This is a genomic window from Bifidobacterium saguinibicoloris (assembly GCF_019331725.1).
Lineage (GTDB): Bacteria > Actinomycetota > Actinomycetes > Actinomycetales > Bifidobacteriaceae > Bifidobacterium > Bifidobacterium saguinibicoloris.
Map to the genome: position 1 here is coordinate 1 of NZ_JAHBBF010000018.1, position 25,010 is coordinate 25,010.

At 64.4% G+C, this 25,010-nt stretch carries 20 protein-coding genes and 1 pseudogene; 7 read left to right on the forward strand and 14 right to left on the reverse strand.

Translation table 11 applies throughout. From position 1 onward, the window contains the following. Positions 1–271, forward strand: a pseudogene (locus tag KIH78_RS09395) (hypothetical protein); the annotation flags it as partial. Here the strand turns inward: KIH78_RS09395 and KIH78_RS09400 are convergent. After that, on the reverse strand, positions 249–4,118 hold the full coding sequence (locus tag KIH78_RS09400) for a phosphodiester glycosidase family protein (RefSeq protein ID WP_219132142.1): 3,870 nt from the start codon (positions 4,116–4,118) through the stop codon (positions 249–251). The pseudogene KIH78_RS09395 and the gene KIH78_RS09400 sit on opposite strands and share 23 nt — an antisense overlap. A 265-nt stretch (positions 4,119–4,383) precedes the next feature. Between KIH78_RS09400 and upp the strand changes: the two genes are divergently transcribed. The 4 genes from upp (at position 4,384) to KIH78_RS09420 (ending at position 8,127) form a co-directional block, all read left to right on the forward strand. Next, positions 4,384–5,025 carry a uracil phosphoribosyltransferase gene (upp, locus tag KIH78_RS09405; protein ID WP_214313899.1) on the forward strand — a complete coding sequence of 214 codons (642 nt, stop codon included), beginning with the start codon at positions 4,384–4,386 and terminating at the stop codon, positions 5,023–5,025. 144 nt (positions 5,026–5,169) lie between these two features. Continuing rightward, positions 5,170–5,649 carry a 23S rRNA (pseudouridine(1915)-N(3))-methyltransferase RlmH gene (gene rlmH, locus KIH78_RS09410; RefSeq protein WP_214313897.1) on the forward strand — a complete coding sequence of 160 codons (480 nt, stop codon included), beginning with the start codon at positions 5,170–5,172 and terminating at the stop codon, positions 5,647–5,649. Between the two features lie 10 nt (positions 5,650–5,659). Further along, positions 5,660–6,778: a glutamate--tRNA ligase family protein gene (locus tag KIH78_RS09415; protein WP_214313895.1), complete on the forward strand. Its 1,119-nt coding sequence runs from the start codon at positions 5,660–5,662 to the stop codon at positions 6,776–6,778. A gap of 203 nt (positions 6,779–6,981) precedes the next feature. Continuing rightward, on the forward strand, positions 6,982–8,127 hold the full coding sequence (locus tag KIH78_RS09420) for a glycerophosphodiester phosphodiesterase family protein (protein ID WP_219132143.1): 1,146 nt from the start codon (positions 6,982–6,984) through the stop codon (positions 8,125–8,127). Positions 8,128–8,283: 156 nt separating this feature from the next. On the opposite strand, the gene clpB is transcribed toward KIH78_RS09420, so the two are convergent. The 9 genes from clpB to KIH78_RS09465 all read right to left on the reverse strand — a co-directional run bounded on the left by clpB (position 8,284) and on the right by KIH78_RS09465 (position 18,624). After that, positions 8,284–10,980, reverse strand: coding sequence for an ATP-dependent chaperone ClpB (gene clpB, locus KIH78_RS09425; protein ID WP_219132144.1), 2,697 nt, complete (start codon positions 10,978–10,980; stop codon positions 8,284–8,286). 199 nt (positions 10,981–11,179) lie between these two features. Further along, the gene (locus KIH78_RS09430; protein WP_219132145.1) at positions 11,180–12,217 is read right to left on the reverse strand and encodes a hypothetical protein; all 1,038 of its coding nucleotides are present in this window, start codon (positions 12,215–12,217) and stop codon (positions 11,180–11,182) included. A 96-nt stretch (positions 12,218–12,313) separates the two neighbouring features. Beyond that, the gene (locus KIH78_RS09435; RefSeq protein ID WP_219132146.1) at positions 12,314–13,501 is read right to left on the reverse strand and encodes a tetratricopeptide repeat protein; all 1,188 of its coding nucleotides are present in this window, start codon (positions 13,499–13,501) and stop codon (positions 12,314–12,316) included. Positions 13,502–13,592: 91 nt separating this feature from the next. Then, positions 13,593–14,174 carry a hypothetical protein gene (locus KIH78_RS09440; protein ID WP_219132147.1) on the reverse strand — a complete coding sequence of 194 codons (582 nt, stop codon included), beginning with the start codon at positions 14,172–14,174 and terminating at the stop codon, positions 13,593–13,595. Then, on the reverse strand, positions 14,171–15,169 hold the full coding sequence (locus KIH78_RS09445) for a hypothetical protein (RefSeq protein ID WP_219132148.1): 999 nt from the start codon (positions 15,167–15,169) through the stop codon (positions 14,171–14,173). Before KIH78_RS09445 ends, KIH78_RS09440 begins: the two co-directional genes overlap by 4 nt. Beyond that, entirely contained in the window at positions 15,166–15,732 is a 567-nt protein-coding gene (locus KIH78_RS09450; RefSeq protein WP_219132149.1) for a hypothetical protein, read from the reverse strand. Before KIH78_RS09450 ends, KIH78_RS09445 begins: the two co-directional genes overlap by 4 nt. After that, positions 15,732–16,145, reverse strand: coding sequence for a hypothetical protein (locus KIH78_RS09455; RefSeq protein WP_034529050.1), 414 nt, complete (start codon positions 16,143–16,145; stop codon positions 15,732–15,734). Before KIH78_RS09455 ends, KIH78_RS09450 begins: the two co-directional genes overlap by 1 nt. Positions 16,146–16,211: 66 nt before the next feature. Beyond that, positions 16,212–17,678, reverse strand: a complete 1,467-nt coding sequence (locus KIH78_RS09460; RefSeq protein WP_219132150.1) for an SPFH domain-containing protein — start codon at positions 17,676–17,678, stop codon at positions 16,212–16,214. 208 nt (positions 17,679–17,886) lie between these two features. Continuing rightward, positions 17,887–18,624 (reverse strand): hypothetical protein, encoded by a 738-nt coding sequence (locus tag KIH78_RS09465; protein WP_219132151.1) that lies wholly within the window; start codon positions 18,622–18,624, stop codon positions 17,887–17,889. Between the two features lie 175 nt (positions 18,625–18,799). Here KIH78_RS09465 and KIH78_RS09470 point away from each other — a divergent pair, with 175 nt between their 5' ends. Next, the gene (locus tag KIH78_RS09470) at positions 18,800–19,612 is read left to right on the forward strand and encodes an ATP-binding protein (protein ID WP_219132152.1); all 813 of its coding nucleotides are present in this window, start codon (positions 18,800–18,802) and stop codon (positions 19,610–19,612) included. Between the two features lie 260 nt (positions 19,613–19,872). On the opposite strand, the gene KIH78_RS09475 is transcribed toward KIH78_RS09470, so the two are convergent. Both KIH78_RS09475 and KIH78_RS09480 read right to left on the reverse strand, forming a co-directional pair. After that, entirely contained in the window at positions 19,873–20,955 is a 1,083-nt protein-coding gene (locus KIH78_RS09475; RefSeq protein WP_219132153.1) for a zinc ribbon domain-containing protein, read from the reverse strand. A gap of 6 nt (positions 20,956–20,961) precedes the next feature. Beyond that, positions 20,962–22,554 carry a zinc ribbon domain-containing protein gene (locus KIH78_RS09480; protein WP_219132154.1) on the reverse strand — a complete coding sequence of 531 codons (1,593 nt, stop codon included), beginning with the start codon at positions 22,552–22,554 and terminating at the stop codon, positions 20,962–20,964. An 83-nt stretch (positions 22,555–22,637) separates the two neighbouring features. Here KIH78_RS09480 and KIH78_RS09485 point away from each other — a divergent pair, with 83 nt between their 5' ends. Further along, a complete protein-coding gene (locus tag KIH78_RS09485; RefSeq protein ID WP_219132155.1) occupies positions 22,638–22,916 on the forward strand; it encodes a helix-turn-helix domain-containing protein in 279 nt (92 codons plus the stop codon). 353 nt (positions 22,917–23,269) lie between these two features. On the opposite strand, the gene KIH78_RS09490 is transcribed toward KIH78_RS09485, so the two are convergent. Beyond that, positions 23,270–24,091: a fumarylacetoacetate hydrolase family protein gene (locus KIH78_RS09490; protein WP_219132156.1), complete on the reverse strand. Its 822-nt coding sequence runs from the start codon at positions 24,089–24,091 to the stop codon at positions 23,270–23,272. Positions 24,092–24,175: 84 nt separating this feature from the next. After that, positions 24,176–24,862, reverse strand: coding sequence for a DUF4190 domain-containing protein (locus KIH78_RS09495; protein WP_219132157.1), 687 nt, complete (start codon positions 24,860–24,862; stop codon positions 24,176–24,178). Positions 24,863–25,010: the final 148 nt, after the last annotated feature.

Consider the following 25,010-nt stretch of genomic DNA (forward strand, 5'->3'; position numbering starts at 1 on the left):
CCCCGAACCGGAAGAACCCCGGCCGGAACCGCTCGGCGGCAGCGAAAGAACAACTTACACGCAAACCCCAACCAACGCAACCCCACCCCACCACAACACCCCACAAACCCCGGAAACACAACAAACCCTCGGCGTGTCGAAAACACCAAAAACACGACAACAAACCCACCCAACAACAGCCGTCGAACCCCAACACGGCAATCGGCCGGCGGCATCCACTGCCACCGGCCGATCCCATCAACCGCACGTCACCGCGCACCGCGACGCCTGAGCACCAGCGTCACGCCCGCGCCGGCACCGGCCAACAGCAGGGCCGCCCACGCGATGGCAGCCGTGTCGGCACCCGTCGAGGCCAGACCGTTCTTGGTGGGCTTCCTACCGGAAGCGGAAGCACCGCCCTTCCCAGCGCCGCCCTTCCCAGCGCCGACACCACCGCCCTGACCGCCCTGACCCGGCTCGGAACCACCCGGCTGCCCCGGCTGCGACGGCTGCGGCTTGGCGCCCACGTGCAGCGTGATCGTCTTGGTTTCCCCGTTGACGGTGAGCTTCACCGTGACGTCGCCCGCCTTGACGGCGGTGAGCCGGCCGGTCCGTGCATCCACGACGACCGCGGTGGAACCGTTCGCCTGGTCCACGGCCTTGCCGATGCCGTCGTCAACGGTCACGCCCTTACCGGACCACACGTAGCTGACCGGCCATTGCACCGGCACCGTGCGCGTGCCGTTCTCCTGCGTGAACGTGGCGGACAGGTCGACGGACGACCCCTCCTGCAGCGAGATCCCCTCGGCGACCGGCTTGCCATCGGAGCCGAGCACCGTGAGCGAACCGGCATCGATCTGCGGTCTCGTCTCCGCGCGCATCCAGCCGAGACGGGCCAACGGCGACGCCGTGGCGACGGAACCCACCTCGCCGGAGGACGGGTTGACGCCGAGCATCGTCCAGCCGATGAAGCCGCCGTTGTCCGGCGTGCTCGCCGGGCCCTTGCCGCTGTTGCCGTTGGTGATCTGGCTGACGCCATTGAACGCGGTGGCGTTGAATCCGCCCACGTGACCGTTGACGATGGCGATCGACTTGCCGCTGTCCGCGCGGAAGTCGGACAGCTCCTTGGCGAACCGGGCGGCTTCGGTGCGGTCGCCCAGCTGGCTGTTCTTGGACGGCAGGTAGTCGTCGATCGGCATGTGCGTGAACACGAGCACGCCGGTGACGGCGGCGTCCTTCTTCGCCGCGGCGAGCTGCTCCTCGAGCATCTTCAGCTGGTCGACGCCCTGGCCGTGCAACGTGCCGGAGGACGAGTCGAGCGTGATGACCTTGGTGACCTTGCCGGAGCCTTTGGCCTTGACGTCGGTGTGGCTGCTGGCGGTGCCGATCACCTTCTCGAAGGTGGCGATGCTCCGGTCGCCCATCTGCTCGTGGTTGCCGGGCACGTACAGGTACGGCAGGTCCTTGGGGACCTCCTCGTCGAGGATCTGCTTGGCGAACGCGAGGTCCGCCTCGCTGCCTTCGTCGACGAAGTCGCCGTCGATGACCATGAGGTCCGGTTTCGCGGCGGCGATCTGACGGATCGTCTCACGGGCGTGCGCCACATTGGCGCCGTCCGGGTCGCGGGCCACGAACTGTGCGTCGCTCATGACCGCCACCTTGAGCGGGCGGGAAGCGACGTCGGACGTGCCGGTGGCGATGACCGGATCATGCACCGGCGTGTTCGCGGGCTCCTGCGCGTCCGGGGCGACGACCTCCTCGAGGTCGGAGAGGGTGATGTCGCCGTGGTAGGAGGCAGTGGAGCGGATCTCCATGATGCGGATGCGCTGGAGGGTCAGCGGGTAGGCGGTGCCGGCGGGCACGGGGAACGAGACCTGCTTCCAGCCGGTCCAGTCGATGTTCGGGCCGTTGAGGTTCGTGGTGACGCCGTCGCCGGTGACCACCTGGATGCGCGGCCAGGCGCCGGAGCCGTCGCCCTTGATCCACAGGGTCAGCATCTGCGGCTGGCCGTCGAGCACCTTGTCCGCGGGCAGGACCGCGTAGTAGCCGCGGGTGGCGGTGCTTTGCGTGAAGTCGTATTGCAGGCGCAGGCCCTTGAGCCCGGTGGCGTGGCCGTCGGCCGGCTCGAGCGAGCCGGTGGCGCGCGCCTGGTCGGCCTTCCATTGGGCGGCGTCGGCGAAGTCGAGCACGGGCACGCTCTTCAGGCCCACGGTGACGGCCTGCTGCACGGTGACGTCGGCGCCGTCCGCGCCGGCTTTGGCGATGGTGTAGGTGAGGGTGGCCGCGCCGGAGTCGACCAGCGGGGTGAGCAGGAACGTGCCGTCCGATTGCGGTTCGGCCTTGACGACGCCGTCGCCGCCGGAGACGGTGATGTCGCGCGGTTCGACGAGCGCGTCGTAGCCGTCGGCGTCGTAGCCGGTGATGGTGGTGGAGGCGGTGTCGGTCTTCTGCTGCAGCGACACGGTGGAGTCGGACGCGACGGCGTGGTCGAGCCGGCCGAGCACGGTCACGTCGCTGCTGGCGGTGGCGCCCTGCGTGGTGAACGTGACGGTGCCGGCGCCGTGCCTGGCGCCGCGCACGACGGCCGTCGAACCGGCGGCGGCGGACGGCTGTTCGAGCGCGACGTCGCCGCGTGCGGCGAACGTGCCGTCGGAGGCGAGACGTGCGCCGTTGGACGCAACGCCGGAGCCGGCGAACGTGCGGGTCAGGCCTGCGAACACGCGCGTCCCGGCCTTCGCGGCGGCGGGCTTGACCTGCGCGTCGGCGAGCGTGGTGGCGCTGGCGGAGCTGCGGAACACGAGCGCGTTGGCAACGGAGCGTTCGTTGCCGTCGGAGGGGCGGTTCACGATCCGCGGTGCGGTGGTGCCGGCCTTGCGGGCGATCATCGTGGCGGAGCCGCCGCCGTCGAGGTTGACGGCGTTCCAGGCGCCGAACGCCTGCAGCTGCCGTGCCATCTCGTACAGGGTCATGCCGGCGCTGTCCGCCTGGTTGCCGTCCACTTCGAGCAGGTACAGGCGGGTGCCGTCCTTGCTGATGCCGGCGGCCATGCGCGCGTGCTTGTAGTCGTTGTCCTGCTGCACGGTGATGGCGCCCGCGTTCATGAGTTCGGCGCCGCCGCCCGCGGCGACCTTGACGTTCTTGTCGAGTCCGACGGTGACCTGCACGGGTTCGGCCGGCGTGAGCGCGGCGACGGCGTCGCCCTGCGTTCCGGTGCCGACGAGGATCGCCTCGCCGTCGGCGAGCGCGGTGTCCGCGGCGAGGTCGTCGATGGCGCCGACGCGTTCGACCTTGCCGTCCTTGATCCATGCGGCGTGCACGTTGGCGGCGTTGGCTGCGGTGAACACGTTCTTCAGCGGCCACGTGCCCCAGGCGCGCGTGTAGTAGGCGAGGCCGTCGGCCTCAAGGGACGGCGAGTTGACGCTGGCGATCGGCTGCGGCTTGCCTTGCGCGCCGTCGGCGCCGAACGTGACGGTGGAGGCGCCGGTGAGCTGTTGGATGGCGGCTTTGCCGTTCGCGTCGACGGTCACGGCGTTCTGCGCGCCGGGTGAGATGGAGCGGATGCCGGAGGCGGCGGACGCATTCGTGTTGACGGGCGCGTTGGAGGCGTTCATGTCGAAGAAGTCGGAGTTGACGGCGGCCACGACCTTCGGGTCGTTCGCGATCTGTTGGGAGACGGGTGCGACGCCGGCGACCGAGCCGGTGTCGACGAGGTCCATGGACAGCGTGGGTTCGGTGGTGTCCGCCACCAGCACGTTGCCGGTCACCCAGCGGTTCGCGTCGCCGTTGAACGTGCTGAAGGAGGTGACGTCGAGTCCGGGGGCGACCTGCGCGGTGTCGCGCGTTTTGAGGACGCTGTTTCCCGTGCTGAAGTCAAGTGCAGAGCCGTTGGCCGCAGGGGTTTCCGGCGTGGCGGCGGCCGTCGCGGCGGTTGCGGCGCCGGCGGGTGCGACGGCAAGGATGCCGGCCGCGGCCAGTGCGGCGAGGCATGCCGTCAGGCGTGCGACGACGCCGCTGCGGTGCGGTGCCGGTTGTGGCGCGGTGCGCGTGTCTTGTGTGTCTTGTGCGATGCGTGCGGCCTGTTCGGTTCGCCCGGTCTGTTCGGTTCGTTCGGTTCGACTGGCTGGTGTGCGTGAACGCATGTGCGGTCCCTTCTCCGTGTTCCTCATGCAGGTCCCACACGTTCCGGCCGCATGTGTTCCGCCGTTCCGATCCGGGACGGAGGGACACGCGCGAAGGCGCGTCGGATGCACGATGCCGTCTTCAGGGTGCCGGCCGAAACCGAACGGCGGATGACGAACCGCCCATCGCCAGTTGAACTCCGGATGACCGTTGCGCAACCGGATGCACGCGCATCCTCCCGTTCCATGGCGGTTCCGGCGGGCGCACCGGGTACTCTTGGGAACCATGGAACTTCACGTTTTGAATCATCCGCTCGTCGAGCACAAGCTGACCGTGCTCCGCGACAAGAAGACCCCGTCCTCCACCTTCCGCGAGCTCGTCTCCGAACTCGTCATGCTCGAGGCGTACGAGGCCACGCGCGACCTGTCCGTCGTGGCCACGCCGATCGAGACCCCGGTGGCCCCGATGACCGGCAAGAAGCTGGCCGAGCCGCGCCCGATCATCGTGCCCGTGCTGCGCGCCGGCCTCGGCATGCTCGACGGCATGACCCGCCTGCTGCCCACCGCCGAAGTCGGATTCCTCGGCATGAAGCGCGACGAGGAGCACCCCACCCAGCAGATCACGTACGCGAACCGTCTCCCGGACGACCTGTCCGGACGCCAGTGCTTCCTCATCGACCCGATGCTCGCCACCGGCGGCACGCTCGTCGCCGCCACCCACTACCTGGCCGAACGCGGCGCCAAGGACGTCACGGCGATCAACATCATCGCCGCGCCGGAAGGCATCAAGTACGTCGAGGAGCACATCGATCCGTCCATCGACTTCAAGGTCGTGGTGTGCGCCGTCGACGAGAAGCTCAACGACAAGTGCTACATCGTGCCGGGTCTGGGCGACGCCGGCGACCGCCTGTACGGCGTCATCGACTGACGCCGTAGGCGAGGCATACGGGACGTCGGACGACGTCCCGAACCCATCGGAAAACGTACGCCAAGACGCGCTTGGCGTACGTTTTTCATATCGGCTTCCCTATCGGACGGACCATCGGACACCATCAAGGACGGACGGAACCACATGCAGATCGACATCATCGCGCCCGGACGCGTGAAGGAACGCTACCTGCGCGACGCCATCGACGAATACTCGAAACGCCTCTCACGCTACTGCCGGCTCAACATCATCGAAGTGGCCGACGAGAAGACGCCCGAACACGCCTCCGAAGGCGTCGAACGCCAGATCAAGGCGAAGGAGGGCGAACGCATCGCCAAACATCTCAAGGACAACGCGTTCGTCATCGCCCTCGCCATCGACGGCAGACAACTGTCCAGCGAGGAACTGGCCGCGAAGATGGCGGACTGGACGCTGCACGGCGTAAGCCACATCCAACTGGTCATCGGCGGATCCATCGGACTGGACGACGCGATCCTGCGCCGCGCCGATTTCAAGTTGAGCTTCTCGAAGATGACGTTCCCTCACCAGCTCATGCGCGTCATCCTGCTCGAACAGGTCTACCGGGCGTACAAGATCAACGCCGGCGAACCGTACCACAAGTAGGACGGACGGCATGACGGGACGATTCGCGCCGACCCCTTCCGGGCGCATGCACATCGGCAACATGACGGCGATGCTGGCCGCGTGGCTGGACTCCAGGGCGCACGGCGGACGCATGCTGCTGCGCATCGAGGACATCGACACCCCGCGCGTGCTGCCCGACGCCGACCGGTGGATCATGGACGACCTCGCCTGGCTCGGACTCGACTGGGACGGCGAGCCGGTCTACCAGTCGCGGCGACTCGACCTGTACGAACAGGCGCTGCGGCTGTTGGAACCGCAGACCGTCGACGGCGACCCGCTCGTCTACCCGTGCTTCTGCTCGCGCGCGGACATCCGCGCCGCGTCCGCCCCGCAGGAGGGCGACGGCTTCCAGATCTACCCCGGCACCTGCCGCCGGCTCATGCGCGACCATCCTGACGAGGTCGCCGCGCGTCTGGCGCGCGGCGACCGTCATTCGCTGCGCATCGCGATGCCGTGCGGCGGCGCGGCCTGCGTCGGAACCGGTGCGGATGGCGGGACCGACGGTGCCGTCACGGTCGACGACCGCGTATACGGGCCGCAGACGTTCGACCTCGCGCACGACATCGGCGATTCGGTGATCCGACGGTCCGACGGCCTGTTCGGCTACCAGTTCGTCGTCACCGTGGACGATCTCGCGATGGGCGTCGACTCCGTGGTGCGCGGACGGGACCTGCTGCGTTCCGCCGCACTGCAGTCGTTCATCCGCGGACGGCTCATCGCGGGAGGATTCCCCGCGGCAGCGTCGTCTGCCGGGAGCCTGTCCGATTCCGACTGCATCGCGTCGCCCGCCCATCCCGTGTACACGCATATCCCGCTCATCGACAACGCTGCCGGACGTCGCCTCGCCAAACGCGAACGGTCGCTGGACATGGGTGCGCTGCGCCGATGCGGCGTCACCGCCGAACAGGTGACGGGCGTATGCGCGTGGCTGCTGCGGCTCGTCGACCGGCCCGAACCATGCACGGCGCACGACCTGCTCGACACGTTCCGCGCGGATGGATGGGAGCCGCTGCGGGCGGATCACACGGACCGTCGGCTCGACCCGGACGATCCGCACATGCCCGCGTGGTTGGCCGGTGCATTGCGAAACGAGCCGGCATCGGCGTGACCGTCTGCTTCGCGGAAACCCCTCTCCGCGAAGCAAGTCGGTACGGGTCAACCCAACCGCTTCGCCAGACGCCATCCCGGCGAAACAAGTCGGAACAACCCAACCCGGCCACTTCGCATGCAGGCCCCGAACCCTGCCGGCACGCACGCGCGGTGTAGGCTGGAGGCATCATCGGCAACACTTGGCTTATGGGAGGGATTGCCATGTCGAAAGCTTTGAGGAACGCCATCATCGGCGGCGCGGCGCTGGCCGGCGCGGCCGCATGGGCCATGGCCCCGCGCTCGTTCAACGACAAACGCCGCAACTTCGTGCCGGTCATCCCGGACGTCTGGTACGCGCACCGCGGCCTGCACGACGCCGGTTCCGGCCTGGTGGGCGTGGCCGATATCCCGGACTACACGGGCGACAACCCGCTGAGCGCCGCCGCGGACACCACCGAGGCGTCCATCGCGGAGAACGCGGACTACGTGGCGCTGGCGCGACGCATGGCCATGAAGGCCGGATACGGCACGCCGGACGAGACCGGCCCCATCGCGCCGGAGAACTCGCTGGCCGCGTTCGCCGCCGCCTGCGAAGCCGGATATGGCATCGAACTGGACCTGCAGCTCACGCTCGACGGCCAGGTCGTCGTCGTGCACGACGCGGACCTCCTGCGCGTGGCCGGCGACCCGCGGCTCGTCAGGGACCTCACCTACGACGAGCTCACGCGCATCCCCCTGTTCCCCGCCGCCCGCGCCGACGGCCACGGCTCCAAGCCGGGCGACCTCAAAGCGCATCCGCTGCCGGGCGCGGACGAGAAGCCGCCGCTCGTGGTGACGCCGTCGAGCGCGCCTGAAGGCTACTACCAGCATGTGCCGCTGTTCTCCGACGTGCTCAAGGTGGTGGCCGGCCGCGCGCCGCTCATCGTGGAGTACAAGTTCAGCGACAACAGCGCGTGGGGCGCCCGCGAGGAGGAGCTCATGGAGAAGGGCCATGCGCTGCTCGACGCCTACAGCGGCCCGTACGTCATCGAATCGTTCCATCCGGGCGCGGTGAACTGGTACAAGACGCATCATCCAGAGGTGTGCCGCGGCCAGTTGAGCTGGCCCGCGCCGTTCAAGGCCGGCAATCCACTGGAATGGGCGGCCGGTCTGTTGGCGTTCGACTGGTTGTCCCGTCCTGATTTCGTGGCGTACGACTGGACCGGCGGCGCGTCGCCGCAGGTGCGTCTGGCGCGTGCGATGGGTGCGACGACGGTGTCGTGGACGGTGCGTTCCAGCGCCGAGCTGGCGGACTGCGATCAGTGGTTCGACCATCACATCTTCGAGGCGTTCGTTCCGGCGGAGCACGGAGCGTCTTCCGCGTTGTAGACGGCTCGACGTACCACACGTACGCCCATCGCCGTCTACGCCTTGAACCCGCACACGTGCCCGCCTGCACTTCGTTCCGGCGGAGCACTGAAGCCGAATAACGCAAATGGCCGGCTCCCCGTTTGAGGGAGCCGGCCATTGCTATTCAGTCACGCGTCACTTGGACGGCTTGTCGTCCTCGACGCTCACGTGCACGTCCGGATCGTCCTCGGCCGCGCCGGAACCGTGGCCGAGCGGGTCCTCGGGCATCGCGGTGAGCTCGAGGTGCTCGCCGCCGGTCTGGTCGACGAGCACGGTGTCGCCGTCGTGGACCTTGCCGGCGAGCAGCATGCGGGCCAGCTGGTCGCCCACCTCGGTCTGGACGAGGCGGCGCAGCGGACGCGCGCCGTAGGCCGGATCGTAGCCCATGTTGGCGAGCCATTCACGGGCCGCGGTGGTCACGTCGAGCGTGATGCGGCGGTCGGTGAGGCGCTGCGCCACGCTGTGGACCTGGATGTCGACGATGCCGCCGAGCTCCTCGCGCGTGAGCGGGTGGAACATCACGATGTCGTCGAGACGGTTCAGGAACTCCGGCTTGAAGTTCATGTGGACGGCGTCCATCACGGCCTTCTTCTTCGCGTCGGCGTCGAGCTCCTCGTTGACGAGGAACTGGGAGCCGAGGTTGGAGGTCATGATGAGGATCGTGTTCTTGAAGTCCACGGTCCTGCCCTGACCGTCGGTCAGACGACCGTCGTCGAGCACCTGCAGCAGCACGTCGAAGATCTCCGGGTTGGCCTTCTCGACCTCGTCGAACAGCACGACGGAGTACGGGCGACGGCGCACGGCCTCGGTGAGCTGGCCGCCCTGCTCGTAGCCGACGTAGCCGGGGGCCGCGCCGATCAGACGCGAAACCGAAGCCTTCTCCATGTACTCGGACATGTCGATGCGGACCATGGCCTTCTCGTCGTCGAACAGGAAGTCGGCGAGCGCCTTGGCGAGCTCGGTCTTGCCCACGCCGGTGGGGCCGAGGAACAGGAACGAGCCGGTCGGACGGTTCGGGTCGCTGATGCCGGCGCGCGAGCGGCGAACGGCGTCGGACACGGCTTGGATGGCTTCCTTCTGGCCGATGACGCGCTTGCCGAGGTAGTCCTCCATGTGGAGGAGCTTCTCGTTCTCGCCCTGCATCAGGCGGCCGACGGGGATGCCGGTCCATTCGGACACGATGCCGGCGACGGAATCCGCTTCGACGTGGTCCGGAACCATCGGTTCGGGCTTGTTCGCGCCGTCCTCCCCGCCTTCGCGGGATTCGGCGTCGGCCTTCTCGGCGGCGGCGAGCTCCTTCTGGATGGCCGGAATCTCGCCGTACAGGATGCGCGAAGCCTCCGCGAGGTTGCCTTCACGGGTGAACTTGTCCGCCTGCACACGCAGGTCGTCGAGCTTGGCGCGCAGGTCGCCGACCTTGTTGTGGCCGGCCTTCTCCGCGTCCCAGCGGGCCTTCAAGCCGGAGAGCTTCTCGCGGGCGTCGGCCATTTCGGCCTGCAGCTTCTCGAGACGCTCCTTGGAGGCCGGATCCTCGGCCTTCTTGAGCTGCATCTCCTCCATCTCGTAGCGGGTCACCTTGCGCTGGAGCTCGTCGATCTCCTCCGGGGAGGAGTCGAGTTCCATCCTCAGGTGCGCGGCGGCCTCATCGACCAGGTCGATGGCCTTGTCGGGCAGCTGGCGTCCGGAGATGTACCGGTTGGACAGGGTGGCGGCCGCGACGAGCGCGTCGTCGCCGATCGTCACCTTGTGGTGCGCCTCGTAACGCTGCTTGAGGCCGCGCAGGATGGCGATGGTGTCCTCCACGCTCGGTTCGCCGACGAACACCTGCTGGAAGCGGCGTTCGAGCGCCGGGTCCTTTTCGATGTTCTCACGGTACTCGTCGAGCGTGGTGGCGCCGATGAGGCGCAGTTCGCCGCGGGCGAGCATCGGCTTCAACATGTTGCCGGCGTCCATCGAGCCTTCGGCCGCGCCGGCGCCGACGATGGTGTGGATCTCGTCGATGAACGTGATGATCTGGCCGTTCGCGCTCTTGATCTCGTTGAGGACGCTCTTCAGGCGTTCCTCGAATTCGCCACGGTACTTCGAGCCGGCCACCATGGAGCCCAGGTCGAGCGAGATGAGCTTCTTGCCCTGCAGCGTGGTGGGCACGTCGCCGGCGACAATGCGCTGGGCGAGGCCTTCGACGACGGCGGTCTTGCCGACGCCCGGCTCGCCGATGAGCACCGGGTTGTTCTTCGTACGACGCGACAGGATCTGGATGACGCGGCGGATCTCCTGGTCGCGTCCGATGACCGGGTCGAGCTTGCCTTCCTTCGCGGCGGCGCTGAGGTCGGTGGAGTACTTCTCCAGCGCCTTGTAGCTGCCTTCCGCGTCCGGGCTGGTCACCTTGGCGCCGCCGCGCACGGACGGCACGGCCTTGCGCAGGGCGTCCGGCGTGACGCCGTACTTCTTCAGGATGTCGGCCGACTGGTTCGGCGCGCTTGCGGCGATGCCGATGAGCAGGTGTTCAGTGGAGACGTATTCGTCCCCCATCGCCTGCATCTCCTTTTCGGCCTGTGCGAGCGCGGCGCTCAGCTGACGGCTGGCCTGCGGCTGCGCTGTGGTGGAACCGCTTGCGCTGGGCAGTGCGACGAGCGCGTTGCGCACGGCCGCGCCGATGGTCTGTGGGTCGCCGCCGGCGGCCTGGATGAGGCCGCGTACGACGCCCTGCTCCTGGCGCAGCAGCGCGTCCATCAGATGCAGGGTGTCGACCTGCGCGTTGCCTGCGGCGGCGGCGCTCTGGACGGCGTCGCCGATGGCTTCCTGAGCCATGGTCGTGAACTTCTGTTCCATAAGTCTGTCCTCCAAGTCTCTTGGGCCCGTCGGATTGCGGTCCGGAGTGCTCCGGATCGCCGGCCGCCGGGCGTCCATGTCATGTTCTGACATGTCCAACCGACCTGGAGGACATTCTATTCCCAAAACTTGAGCGCTCGTGGCTCAAGTTTGTGATTCGGGCGATACGGATACCCGCAAACGGCTCGGAGGCCGCAGGCTATTGCCGGTTCCCGCCACCCAGCGCCTGCGCGGCCCGCTGCTCGTATGCCGCCTCGCGCTTCATGGCCCGTTCGCTCGGCGTGAGCGGGAACCAGTCGAACCGTTCGCGGACGGACAGGTGGATGGCGTGGCGACGGTAGAAGTCGCAGATGCCTGGGAACCATATGCCGATGGTCACGCCGAGAATCGCCACGACCGTACCCCATACGAACGTGCCGAAGTCGGCCGGCGTATTCGTCGCCCGGACCATCATGCCGATGATCGGGAACAGGTACGGCATCGACGTCACGCTCCAGACGATCAGCGTCAGGAGGAACAGGAACAGCAGGTTCAGCAGCGACAGCAGGAACGCCAGCGGACCGGGGGCGGGGCTCCTCACGTATCCGCCGCCATACTGGTTTCCCCAGCGGCGTCCCGGATCCTCGGTGGCGTTGCTGGCGGCCATGACCACACCGGACAGCGCGCCGCCCAGCAGAATCTTCGCCTTGTTCCTGAATATCCAACCGAACACCAAACGAATCAGCCACGTCCACAACCGTCCGGGCAGGTTGACGAACACAGCGAACCGGCCGAGCAACGAGGGACGCAACGAGCCGCCCTGCGCGCTTTTGCCGGTGAGCAGGGCGAGGACGAACGCGAGCACGGCGAACGGCACCCAGAGCATCACCATGAACAGCGCCATTCCCAGCGGATCGGTGAACAGCGGCGTCAGATCGTCCAGCACAGCCGGCCTGGGGTTGCCGGTCACCGCCAGCGGCAGACCCGCGGCCCACATCATGTACGCGTGGATGGGACCCCAGATGGGCGAGGAATCCTCCGGAATCACCGCATCCAATCCCAACACCGCGATGAGCAGGAACGCGATCAACGTGAACACGGAATTGACCATGCATACCAGCGTGTAGACCACGCCGCCCTGCATCCTCGCCAACATGGACTCGAATCCGGTCATCGCCGGCGGTGCGGGCTGCGGCCACACGAACGACGGCCCCGGCGCCCCTGCAGGTTTCGTGATATTCGGCATGGCACCACTCATGACGCCCTCCTTCTCTTCTCTCGCGCGGAGTCTTTCACTGTGGCTCTGCTGCACTCATCCTACGGCAGCGGCATGGCGAACGGACCACCACCGCGGTCATTGCGATTGCCGGCCGTCGCCTCCATTGTTTCCGCTGTTCCCGTTGCCTTTGGCGGACACCACCTTGCCGGCCACGAAGAGGACGACGGCGAGGACCAGCATCCACAGCTTCGCACCGCCGAACAGCAACAGGACCACCCACAGCACCGCCAGCACGATGCCGAGCACCGTCAGCACCCGCCCCGGGCCGCTCTGTTTCGCCGGAGCGGCGTTCTGCGAAGTCGGAGCGGCCTGGCCCGACTGCGACGTCTGGCCGGGTGCCCAGGGCTGCCCAGGCTGCCAGTTCGAAGCCGGCGTGGCCGCCCCACCCGCGGGCGCGGCGGGCCGCGGCGGCATCGGCACGGATTGCTTCGCACTCGGATTCGCCGTCGACCCTCCGTGCGTGGACGAACCGCCGGAGGCGCCACCACCCTTCTTCCCGTAACGGTCCAGAACCGCCTGCTGCTTGTCTTCCAACGGATAGCCGTTGGCTTGGGCACGGGCGTACATGGCGGCGGCGACGTGCATGTTGGGTTCGCCATGATCCATGGTCCCCTGCGCGTTCAAATCGCCGAGCATCACGGCCGCGGTTCCATGACCATGTTTGCTGGCGAGCGAAAGCCAGTGGGAGGCCGAATACAGGCCCGTCTTGATGTCCAAGGACTGGAGTCGCCGGGCCTGGTCCCTGGTGAACGCCATCCCCATGGCGTGAAGGCATCCCATGCCGAGCGCGTATTCCGCACGCGCCACGCCCTGTTCCGCAGGCCCCTGCAGCATGTACATGGCGGTCAGGAACTGCTCGGGGTCGTCACTTTCGGCCATCTTCTCGGCCATTCGGATGTCCTTCAGGTACGGGGTCGGATCAGTGCCGTACGACTTGGCCTCACCGGCTCCTCCCACGGTCGTCATAGGGCCGACCGCCTTGACATTGAGCTCGGCCTGCATCGCCTTCTCGGACCACTGACGGGTTTCGGACGGAGACAGCGTGTGGTACATCCTCGGATCGCCCAGATCCTCCATGGCGTCCAGGAACCCGTTCTCCGCGGACTTCCGGCACCAGAAGAGGGCCAGATCGTAGTTCTTCGGCACGCCGTCGCCGTCATGGAAGGCCCGGCTCATCTGCCATTGGGCGTACTTGTTGCCGTTCTGTGCGCGGCGCTGGATCATGTTCATGTCATGGGGCCATTCGGCGGAACTGAGCATCATTCACCTTTCCTTTATCGTTCTCTGTTGTTCTCTCATCGTTGATGCGAAGCGATGTGAAACATCGACCGAATCCGCAACGTCCCGGCCAACGTCACACCCGGCCGCCGCAGTTGGGGCATGCCGTCTGATGGTCGGCGGGCACCAGCCACGTCCTGCCGCAGGAGCCGCACGTACGGTTGACGTACAGCAGTTCCTTGCGGATGTAGTCCAGGGTCTGCGTGGTGGCCGCGTCCGCCTCGCCTTTGAGCAGGTGGGTCATGTAACGGTCCGATTCGATGTACACGAACTTGCCGCGGCGGATCACGCGCCGGATGAAATCGGCGAGGACCGTGATCATCGGCACCACGAGCAGTATGGCCATCGCCACGGTGAACACCCATTTGACACCGGTGATCATATACCGCCCGTAGTCGGTATACACGTCGTCACCCACGATCGGCTGCAGGGCGCCCACCAGGGCGTCGCCCCACACGGCCTTGCGGAACACGACGACGGTCACGGCGGCCAGCGCCACGTACAGCACCGACAGCACGCCGTACGCGCGCAGGTACTTGCGGTCGCGTTGGCGCGCGGTCAGCTGCACGTCGTCCTCGGGACGACCCTTGCGGATGGTCGGCGCCGGCCCGGCAGCAGGCTGCGGCCGCCGCACGGGCCCATTGGCGAAGGCGCTCATCGCACATCTCCTTCCCTTGGCGGAACGCACCGCGGCACGTCGGACTCGCCGATGACATGCCCGCACGTCGCACACGTGTACGGACGGTTGAGCGGTCCGCTCCCCACGGCGCCGCATGTCGGACAGACGATCGTCACGCGGCCGCCGGCGGCGACCGCGGACGCCGCCGCGGCCCGCGCGGAATCGACCTGCGCGGTGGCGCCGTAACGGTCGGCGACGATGTCGGACACCGTCAGCGGACGGCCGCAACGCGGACACGCCGGCGGCCGATCGGCGCGTCCTTGGACGGTCGCGGCGCACCGGCGGCAGCGGAACGTCACGTCGGCGGCATCGCCCCAGATGGCACGGCCGTCCACGGCATGCACCTGACGCAACGTGCCCAGGTCGCGTTCGGTCACGCCGACGCCGTCCCGCAGCAGCTCGTCATCGTGTGCGACGCCGCGTCCGACGATGCCGGTGGCGGTGGCCGTCGCCTGCGCGGCGAACGAGATCGGATTGCCGCAGGCGGCGCACAGGATGGCGTGCCCCATCGGCAGGAGGCATTCGCTGCCGCAGGACGGGCAGACGACCGCCTTGTCCATGTCCGAGGCGTTGACTCCGGCCGCGCGATGCATGTCCGTGGAGTACCGCGTCTCCTCGGCGATGCGACGGTCCACGCGCCGATCGAGTTCCCGGCGGGTGGCCTGCATGGCGGCCGCGTCACGCCACTCCTCGAACACGCAACGCAGGATCAGCACGATGCCGGCGCCCATGCCGACCAGACCTTTGACGGTGTTCACGGTCCCGCCGTCCGTGAACGTGCCGTACCCCCACGACAGCAGGAATATGGCGCCGCAGGGCAGCAGGAAGTACCAGATCTTGAAGCGTGCGCCGGCGATGGCCGACGACCGCTTTACCAGCTTGACGATGAGGATGACGGCCACGACCGGCATGACGATGGTGGCCAGCAACAGCAGCACGATGGTGACGACCATCGATGATCCGGATACGGTCATGACGCCTCCCCGTTACGTGATGGACGCGACGGATATGGCGGGTACGGCGGAGCCGGCATGCCGGCGGGAGCGGACGGCGCCGGCCACACGGGCGCGCCGGTCGGAGCCGGCATGCCGTCTGCGGGCGCGCCGGCGGGGACCGAAGCCCCGGGTACCCCGGACGCGGCGCCCATGGTGCGGTCCAGCGTCTCGCGCGTGCGGGCCATCGTCGGCTCATACCCCATGTTCGCGGCAATCTTGGCGGAGGTCAGCGTATAGGTGCGATGGCTATAGGTGTCGCGGATGTCCTGCGACATGGTCATCGTGGAGGCCATGCCGAGCAGCGAGGTGACCGTCAGCAGCACGTAGACCGGCAGCACGCCGTCGAAGAACGCGGACATGCCGCGGAACACCGCCACCGTCTGCGGATCGAACTGTTCGGCGACCCCCGGCTGGTTCACGAAGAACGTCATGCCCTGCAACGTGAGCACCCCGAACGACGCGAGCACCAGCCATGCCGCCACCACGATCCATACGCCCGTGGCCAGGCGCACGAACAACCGCTTGGCGAACAACGCCTTCATCAGAAGCCGCCCTGCTTGGGCGTGAACCGGTTGGCGGAATCCTGCGCGTAGTATGCGTTGGCCGCGTCATTGCGCCGTTCCGTGTAGGAGACGGCCAACGCGATGCCGCTGACGGCCAACAGCGCAAGCAGCTCGACGATCAGCGTGACGCGCCACCAGCCCGTGTTGGAGAAGAACGTGAGCACGATCTGCAGCACGTAATTCGCGCCGAGCGCCACGAACGCCGGCAGACGCGTGGTGTAATCGGTGGCGGGCCGGACCAGCGCGGGGATGAGGAACGCCAGGCCGCTCAGGGTGAGCATGACGAACGCCAGCCAGAACGACAGCACGTTGGCATGCGGGATGACGAGCATGATGACGTCGACGACGACCGTGGCCAGCACGGCGAAGATGATGGGTTGCTTGTTGTTCATGGATGGTTCCTTTTCCTGCTTTTGTGCTCTTGTGCTCTCGGATGGCATGGAACGGGCGGCCGATGCCTACATGCGCGCGAGAATCTCCTGCTGCTTGGCGGCGAATTGGTCGTCGCTGATCAGACCCAGGTCGTGAGCCTTCTTCAACGTGGACAATGCCTCGATGGGGTCCGACACCGGTTGCGCGGGTTGCGCATGCCGTTCGGCTTGCGTGGGCCGGGCCGACTGAGCCGGTTGCACCGGTCGGGCGACGGAGGCGGCCTGCGCCGCGGCCGCGGCCGTCGCGGCCTGGACGTCCGAAGCCGCGGCGTCGGGGGTCAACGGCTGATGCGCCGGCGGCTGACGCCGGCTCGCGTCCGCCGACCCCACGCCGGACGCGCCGGCACCGGCACCGGATGCGGCCGTCGTGCCGGATGCGGCCGCAGGGGTGAAGTCCGTCACTCCCAACGAGGAGATTGCGGAGTTCAGCCCCTTGACGAGGGAACCGCCCACGCCAAGGCCCACGCCCAGCCCGATGCCGCCGTTCATCAGATCGGAACCGGAGCCGGTGTTGCCGGCCGCAGTCTGGAGCACATCCAGCGTGTGCTCCTGCTGGAAGGTGTATCCACGCTGGTTCTGGTCGTAGGCCTTGGCGTCGGTGTGGGCCATGCGACCCATCGCATCGAGACGCTCCCGCATGAGCTTCGTCTGGGCGTCCATGACACCCGTGTACTGACGCGCCTCCGCCTCGCTGACCTGGTCCTCGAACGCCTGGGCGCGCTTGGCGTACTGCAGGTAGGCGCGGCTCGACTTGTCGATGACGATCGCGTTGAGCATGAAGTCGAAGACCCTGACGCCGTACTGCTGTTCCATACGGGTGAACGGTTCCTGGAGGCGATGCCGCATCTCGTCGGCGATCTCGGACTTCCTGGCGTCGATCATGTTGATCTGGATACCGGAGCCGATGAGCACCTTGCCCAGCTCGTCGCCGATGATCTCGTTGATCTTCTGCCGCAGCACCGCCACCACATCGTCCACGGAGGTGACTTCACGGTCCGAGACGAACTGGTGGAAGAACGCATCGATGTGCGCGGCATTGGCCTGCTCGGTCTGCGGTCCCGAATACACGTCCGGATCGAAGTAGGACAGGGCGATCGAATATTCGCCGTTGGCCCCCGCGGGCAGGGTCAGGCCGCCGCTGCGCGGCCCCACGTTGCCCACCACCGGAATGTTGATCGGCGAAGGGGTGCCCCACTTCACATTGGTCTTGTCGGTGAGATTGATGAAGTACACGCGCGCGTCGTTCGGGTTGACCCCGCCGGTGAACATCTTGGTCACGCCCGTCAGCAACGGCGCGCTGTTGCCTTCGATGACGTGCGCACCCTCGCGGAACGTCTGCGCTATCCGGCCGTTCTTGACGAATACGGCGATCTGATGGGGCATCACCGTGAGCTTGGTGCCGGCCTTGAGCTCGGTGCCCGGATGCCTCCACGCGAAGATGTCCTTGGTATCGCCGCCGCCGTAGCGGACCACATCGATGAAATTGAATGGCATACGGTACCTTCTCCCTCATATCAAGCCCTCGATGGCTGAAAACCAGCATCCCCCCCCCGGTAGACACAACGGCATGGCGGACCAGCACCCCATCCGGCACCGGCACCGTCACCGGCATCATCGCATCTTTCGGTCGCGGACCGACGGCATGCGAAAGGGCGCCCTCTCCGTTCGGAGAGGGCGCCCTTGATGCGGGAAAGCCGGCGCGTCACACCCGCATACCGTCGAACAGGGTGTTCGCCTCCATCATGTCCCTGTGCTCGGCGTCGAACTTCTCGCGGCTCATGGACTTGTATCGCCATGGACTTTCCAACTGGACATCCTTGTACCGCGAATCGCCCTTGAACCGTACGCTGATCGTGAATTCATACGGCTTCCGCAGCCGATACCAACGGCCGTTCACCTCGCTGTGGTACGCGTACACCTGCATGAAATCCGCCCAGGTGTATTGGCCCGTGACAGGCGACACGCCCGTCATGCTGGTCGTCCTTCCATATACGGTGCCACGCCAATCCAAGGCCTGTGAGGTCTGTCGCCCCGTGAGCTCGTCGGTATGGGTCCGTCGAATCAGTTGCCCCAAGGGATGGCCGTCATTCGGCACGCACACGTCGTAGGCGGTGAGCCAACCTCCTCTGGGGAACACGTCGTCGATGCCGTCGACGCCCTGCGCCTGCGCGCCCTGCCCCGATTGGTGCGTGGCCTGCTTCGCCTGGGCACGGAGCCGCCGCTGCCGCTCACGCTCCTGCTCGCGTCCCGCGCGTTCCCTCTCGCGCTCCGCCTGCCGCCGTTGCCGCTTCGCGGCCCGCTGCTCCTCGATGGCCTTCTCCTTCTCGGGATGCTTCTTCAGGTCGAAGAACTCCCACACCATCAGTATCACGAACCCCACCGCCGCCACCGCGGCGACGATCAGCACCCAATGCACCACCGTGCCCAACACATCCAGCATCGTCGGCTCCTCTCAACCGTTGCCATCCAGTGTCCGCCAGTCTTCCGACATCGCCGGCCGACGGACGCGGACAGGCCGGACTCCCCGTCACCCGCTTCGCGCCCCAAGAGTTCAAGCCCAATCTCCGCCATCACCGCGTTATGCGATTTTATCAGCCTCCAAATAATCAGGCCGAGTGGGGCTGACCCACCTGCTGCCGTTGACATACTCCGAGCTTCAGGCCGCGAACCTCCAGCCGGCGAATGTGGACGAATGGCTCCTACACGGCGGATACCCACGACTGTATTCGCACGACATCGCCCCGGGGCTGTTCTTCGACACCTACATCAGCACCTATGTGGAACGCGACGTCCGGGAAGAGCTTGGAGTACGGAAACTCGCCGAATTCCGCCGATTCCTCGCCCTGAGCGCCTACCGCATGGGCGAGGTCACCGCCGACAGCTCCCTCGCGGGCGACGCGCGCATCAGCGTCAATACCGCCGGCGACTGGATGTCCATTCTGGAAGCGAGCTTCATCACTTTCCGGTTGCAGCCCTATTACCGCAATTTCGGCAAGCGCCTCATCAAGACGCCGAAGCTCTACTTCTACGATACGGGTCTCGCCGCCCACCTGCTGGGACTGGACGACATCGACGACATCCGCGCGAACATCACATTCCGCGGCCACCTGTTCGAGAACATGGTCGTCGCGGAGGTCCTCAAGGAACACCACGCCCGGGGCAAAACGCCGCACGTGTACTACTGGCGCGATTCCAACCGCAAGGTGGCCGATCTCATCATCGAAAAGGGCGGGCGCATACGGTATCTGGTCGAAATCAAGGCATCGTCCACATACGCCCCCCACGCGTTCGCCACATTGGACTCGCTGGCGGAAATCATGGGATGCGACGCCAGCCAGAAAATCCTCGTCTATGGAGGCGATGATTCGTTCATGACGCGGCACGGCAGGGTCATCGACGTGAGCCGCCTGCACGAACTCGTCGAATAGGCGAGTAACTAACGTAAATCGTCGCTTACACATTGAAAATAAAGGAAAACACAGATTTTACAAAACAGTTCCGCCCCGCATCTCGCCCCGCATCTCATGGTTTATCACGGTTTCTAATAACACTCAAACGCCCAGATTTTCCAATCGAGCCTTTCTTATTGGCTACGTCGATAATGGTCCGTTATATCAACGGGGTCACCGCATGTCACGTCATTAAGGAAAACCAATGTGGTCAGTACATACGAATCAAAAAAAGAATCTTACTCATCGCTATCACGTATGCCATTCTGGTTCTCGTCCACCGGAATGTATCCGGAGCTATTAGAGGGATCGGGGTTATTCTCCGCTCCAAATGGAAGATAATTCACATCTCCGTCCTTCATTGTTTTATAGACGGAACTACAGGGAGCGACTGCCCCAGTATCACCGACAAAACAGTTGTAATCCTTATATTTGTCATATCCGACAGCATCATCCGGCGTTCCATGATCAATAGCAGAAGAGCTTTCAGAAGATGAATCACCATTCGACGATTCTGGTTGTTCATCGGATTCTTGGGAAGAACTTGAATCAAAACGATTCTGTCCAATCATGCAGTATGTATAAGCCGGCTGGCCATCCATCGATGGAAGGCAACTAGCAATCACCTTATGAGTCAGCTCAACCGAATGGGCCAGTCTAAGCGTATAAGGAACGACGAGGCTACCATCACCACCTATAGCAAGATTCTCCAAAGCAGACTGCAAATCACCTGAGTATCCAATGGCCTTGCTCATACAGCTGAATACGGGCCCCATACCATTATCATCATTCCCAAAGCCGGTTAAAAGAGCATTATCATAGCCCCCTGAGGAACTCCACGCTATCATAACGATATGTCCATCTGAGCTATCGTTCAAATAATTCTGTGCAGCTTTTCCTTCCTCCGCTGGTTGCATATATTTCGCACATTGATCGGTAATTTTGCCGAGTTCGGGAGTATTGTATTTCCACCCGTCATAATCAAGGGCTTCACCATTCCACACCCTCAAATTGATTGGTTTTCCGTCCTCACCGAACCAACGCGTCTTGTTGTAATGAGCAACGGCTATTGCACTTATGACGACAAGAATCAAGACAAAAAGAACCGCAATCAAACGTTTTCGGGGTTTGATGGCAGACCACACAACTCCAGCATTCTTATTGCCTCTGCTTGGCATTGCCTCATCAGGACCCTTTAATGTTTTCGTTGGTTCTGGTACGGAATTCGGTTCAGAATCTTGAATCTTCCATATCGGAGTACCACATTTAACGCAGTACTGAGCATCAGGCAACAACTTCGCGCCACATTTATGACAGAACATGATTGATCACTTCCGATAGAACACCGATTGGTCGGATATAGTCGTTTCTCTCTGCTGCCCGATGACAAGATAGTCACGGGAAGAATCAGGAGGATTACCCGAATCGATGGGATAGTAGAAATATTCCTGCTGGAAATACTGCATATTCACTCCCGGCATCACGAAATAGACGTTTTCCTGAGAACCTTGATCACAGCCCATTGACCCTTGACAACCAGCGAACATAGGGAACGGCTCGGGACTCGACGGCATGGTCTGCTTGGTTTGATACTGGAAACCGAGTTCGACTTGGGACTGACCGTTCGGCAATGGATTGGAAGAGGAATCCCCGGCAGTAAAACTCAATGTTCCCGGAGTTCCCTCATAGGTATTCGGGTCGTAGAAATCGTTCTTTGCGATATGGACGCATACGCCATCCGCCCGGCAATAGTCCCCCGCGATTTTCGACCAGTCGTTGTCATCCACGGTCGTCTTCCACAAATCAGCGAAATCGGTATCCACTGCCGATGAATCGCTACTCTCGGCATTCTGATTGCTACTGGATGTCGAGGAATCTGACTGGGTCGTCTGATTGGAATCGTGGATGTTGGTTACCCAATCAGGAAGATTATCAGCGTCATAGACAATGATATCGACGGCGAATTGTTGCCCACCATCAACGGAGTATGCGACTACCCCAAAAACAACATCGCCATATCCGGAAACCGAATACCGGTAATACGGGACCTGCTTCTTAAAATCCTCTACCTTCTGCACTCCTGCTTCATCAAGACTTCCGTTGAAGCTGAGAACACTTTCGTTATAGCCTACGGTTCCAAGCGCTTTACTCACCATTGGCGAAAGATAAGAAAACGGATTTGCTCCAATCGTTTTCCCGAAATACCAAAGGACACCGCTCTCGTACTGCAGGTTCCCGACCGACGAACCAATGTAGACATAAGGCACAAATTCAGTGCTGGCATTCCTGCCTCCCAGCTGAACAGACTCATTGCCTATGGTTTTGTCACTGAGCTGTTTGAAAAGATATCTCAGTGTCGCAGAAGGGTTGTCTTCGGAGTCACTATCGCAACTTTCATCATAAGGAGCTCCTGATACCACAAAGCACTCGGAATTAGAGCCGCTCCCTTCTGACGCCTCGTGGCTCTTACCGGGTTGCGTAGTCGACCGAAAGTTCAACACCGCGCCAACAACCGCAGCGACTATGATCAACGCAACTACGATTATCACGATGATGCGCTTACGATTCCACTTCTGTTTCTGCTGAGTCGCTCGCCGTTCCTGAGCTGCTTCAGATTCCCGAATGACCTGATCGTCAGAACGCTTCCACCAATGCGGCTCATCGTCATCGGCATCCTGACCTGATTCATCCGTGACATCACGTTCGTTTTGCTTGCTTTCCTCATCGAGCGCGATATCGAATTCCTCCGCACCGTCTTCTGCGACAGACGACTGTGATTCATCCATAGGCTCAGAATCATCAGGTGCAGACTCGTCGGCCTCACCGCTCTCCACTACTGCCGTCGCTTTCCCGCACTTGGTGCAGAACAAGGCTCCTTCCGGCAACAATGCCCCGCAGAAGCGGCAGTACTTATCCTCCATATCGGCACCTTCACCTTTCTGAGCTCAATAATGCCATATACAGGAGGCCATATACAAAACGGCTCACTCGTATCTTTCGGGATATGCCACGTAACACGCCTTCGGGTTCTTGGAACCAGTATGTCCGAGAACTCGGGCTGAACATGCAGAGACTTCGCATTTCCCGTGGCCTGTCTCAGGAACATGTGGCATATGAGGCCGGTTTGAGCCGATACACCTATCAGAAGTTCGAGAAAGGCGAATCCATGCCGGGGACGCCGGCAAATCCCAGCCTGAAGAACATCATGGCGATCGCCCAAGTGCTGGGCGTCACGCTCGACGAACTGTTGCCCAGTCCATGGCCTGACCTGCACGCCAAGTAAGGCTGTTGTGCTATCTGCCGTCAAGTAGACATGCTTACCTCTAGCAGTCATCATTCAGAACGTCAGCACTCCAAGAGTTTCCAGATGATGCCCCCTCACTCCTCTTCTCCCTTACCGTTTCCGAGACCTGACTCCCTCAAGAAAAGAACAGCTAGCGTTCCCCGCAACAATTCCGGAAACGTTGGAATTACAGCGGGGTGGTCGGCATGCCTTCTGCCTAAACCCGAAAAAACTACGTGACTACCTCAACACCCAATTGAACACATACACGGGGCGTCCGCAATCCGACACGAAGTCGGATCACGGACGCCCCTGCACCGAATGAAATCGAATGAATCAGACGTACCGGTGGCTCACGCACGCACGATGACGTTGCGCAGATCGCCCACGCCCTCGACGTGGACGATGGCCTCGTCACCCGGATCGAGGTGACCGGAGGCGTTCGGCGTACCGGTCATGATGACGTCGCCGGGCAGCAGCGTCGAGAACGAGCTGATCGCGGCGATCTGCTCGGGGATGCCGTGGATGAGGTTCGCGGTGGTGCCGGACGCCATCTCGACGTCCTCTCCGTTGAGCGTGAACGAGATGTGCGCGTCACGCCAGTTCACGTCGTCGCGCGTGACGATCCACGGGCCGAGCGGGCAGGACGTGTCGAAGCCCTTGGCGCGCGTCCACGTCGGGTCGAGGCCCTGCAGGTCGCGCAGCGTCACGTCGTTGACGCAGGTGAAGCCGAGCACGTAGTCCATCGCCTTCTCGACGGGCACGTTCTTCGCGACGCGCCCCATCACCACGGCGAGCTCCGGCTCGAAGTTCATGTCCTTCGAGCACGGCGGGTACACGATCGGGTCGTCCGGGCCGATCACGGACGTGGACGGCTTGGTGAAGATGACCATGTCCTCCGGCGCGTGCTTGATCTCGCTGTGGCCGGCCTCGTGCATGAACTGCGCGTGCGCCTCGTAGTTCTTGGCGAGTCCGTACACCTTGGAGGGCAGGACCGGCGCGAGCAGGCGGATGCCGTCCTGGTCGAGCGCGTAGCGCTTGCCGGTGGGGGCGACCTGTCCTCCGAGCAGCGGATGGCCGTCGAGTTCGACGAGGTAGTCCTTGCCGTCCGTCTCGTCCGTCTGGACGAAGGCGTAGCGCGGGGTGTCGTTCAGTGAAAAACGTGCGATTCTCATGGTGTTCAGTCTAGCCTTCCGTATCTGTTTCCCGGCGTCGTTCCCTGTCAGCGTTCCCTGTCGGTGTTCCCGTCCGACGCCGCGTCAGCGCTGCGGGAGCGCCACGTAGGCGTCGGCGATGACGCGGCCGAGCGCGTCGCCGCGTGCGTTCGCCGCGTTGGCGGCCGTCACGAACGACGTGGTGTCGGTGGTGTCGCCGTAGTCGTATTCGTAGCCGTAGTCGGAATCGTCGTAGTCGCTGTAGTCGTCGTAGTCGTAGGAGTCGTACGAGCTGGCGGCGCCGATGCCGGCGACGATCATGATGATGACGAACAGCAGGCCCAGTATCATCTGCGCGGCGCTGATGATCACGCCGGCGAGCGCGAGGCCGTGGCCCTTCTCGCCGGTCTCCTTCGTCTGCTTCATGCCGATGATGCTCAGGATGAGGCCGATCAGCGCGAAGAAGAACGAGCAGATGAAGCCGGCGATGGCCATGCCGTTCCACTTGGGCTCCTGATAGTACTGCGGCTGGCCGTAGTACGGGCCCTGCACCATGCCGGGGGCGCCGGGCGCAGGCTGTCCGTACGCGCCGGGGGCGCCGGGCGCGCCGGCTCCGTAGGCCCCCGCGGGCTGTCCGTACGCCGGCTGGCCGTACTGCGGTTGGCCGTAGGCGTCACCAGGCTGGCCGTACGGCGCCTGTCCCGCACCCTGCCCGTACGGCTGCTGGCCATACAGCTGGCCGTATGCGTTCGGGTCGTTGGGATTGTTCGGATAGTTGTACGGATTGGTCATAGCGCCCTCCTCGCCGTGCGACGTCCCGCATCGCGCGCGTTCCTCGCCGCGCGCCGGTTCCACTGCTTCACGTCTGCCATGCGGCGCCTGCGATGGGGCCGGACCGCCGCCGTTCGCCTCCCAGCATACTCCCGCCGTGTCAACGTCC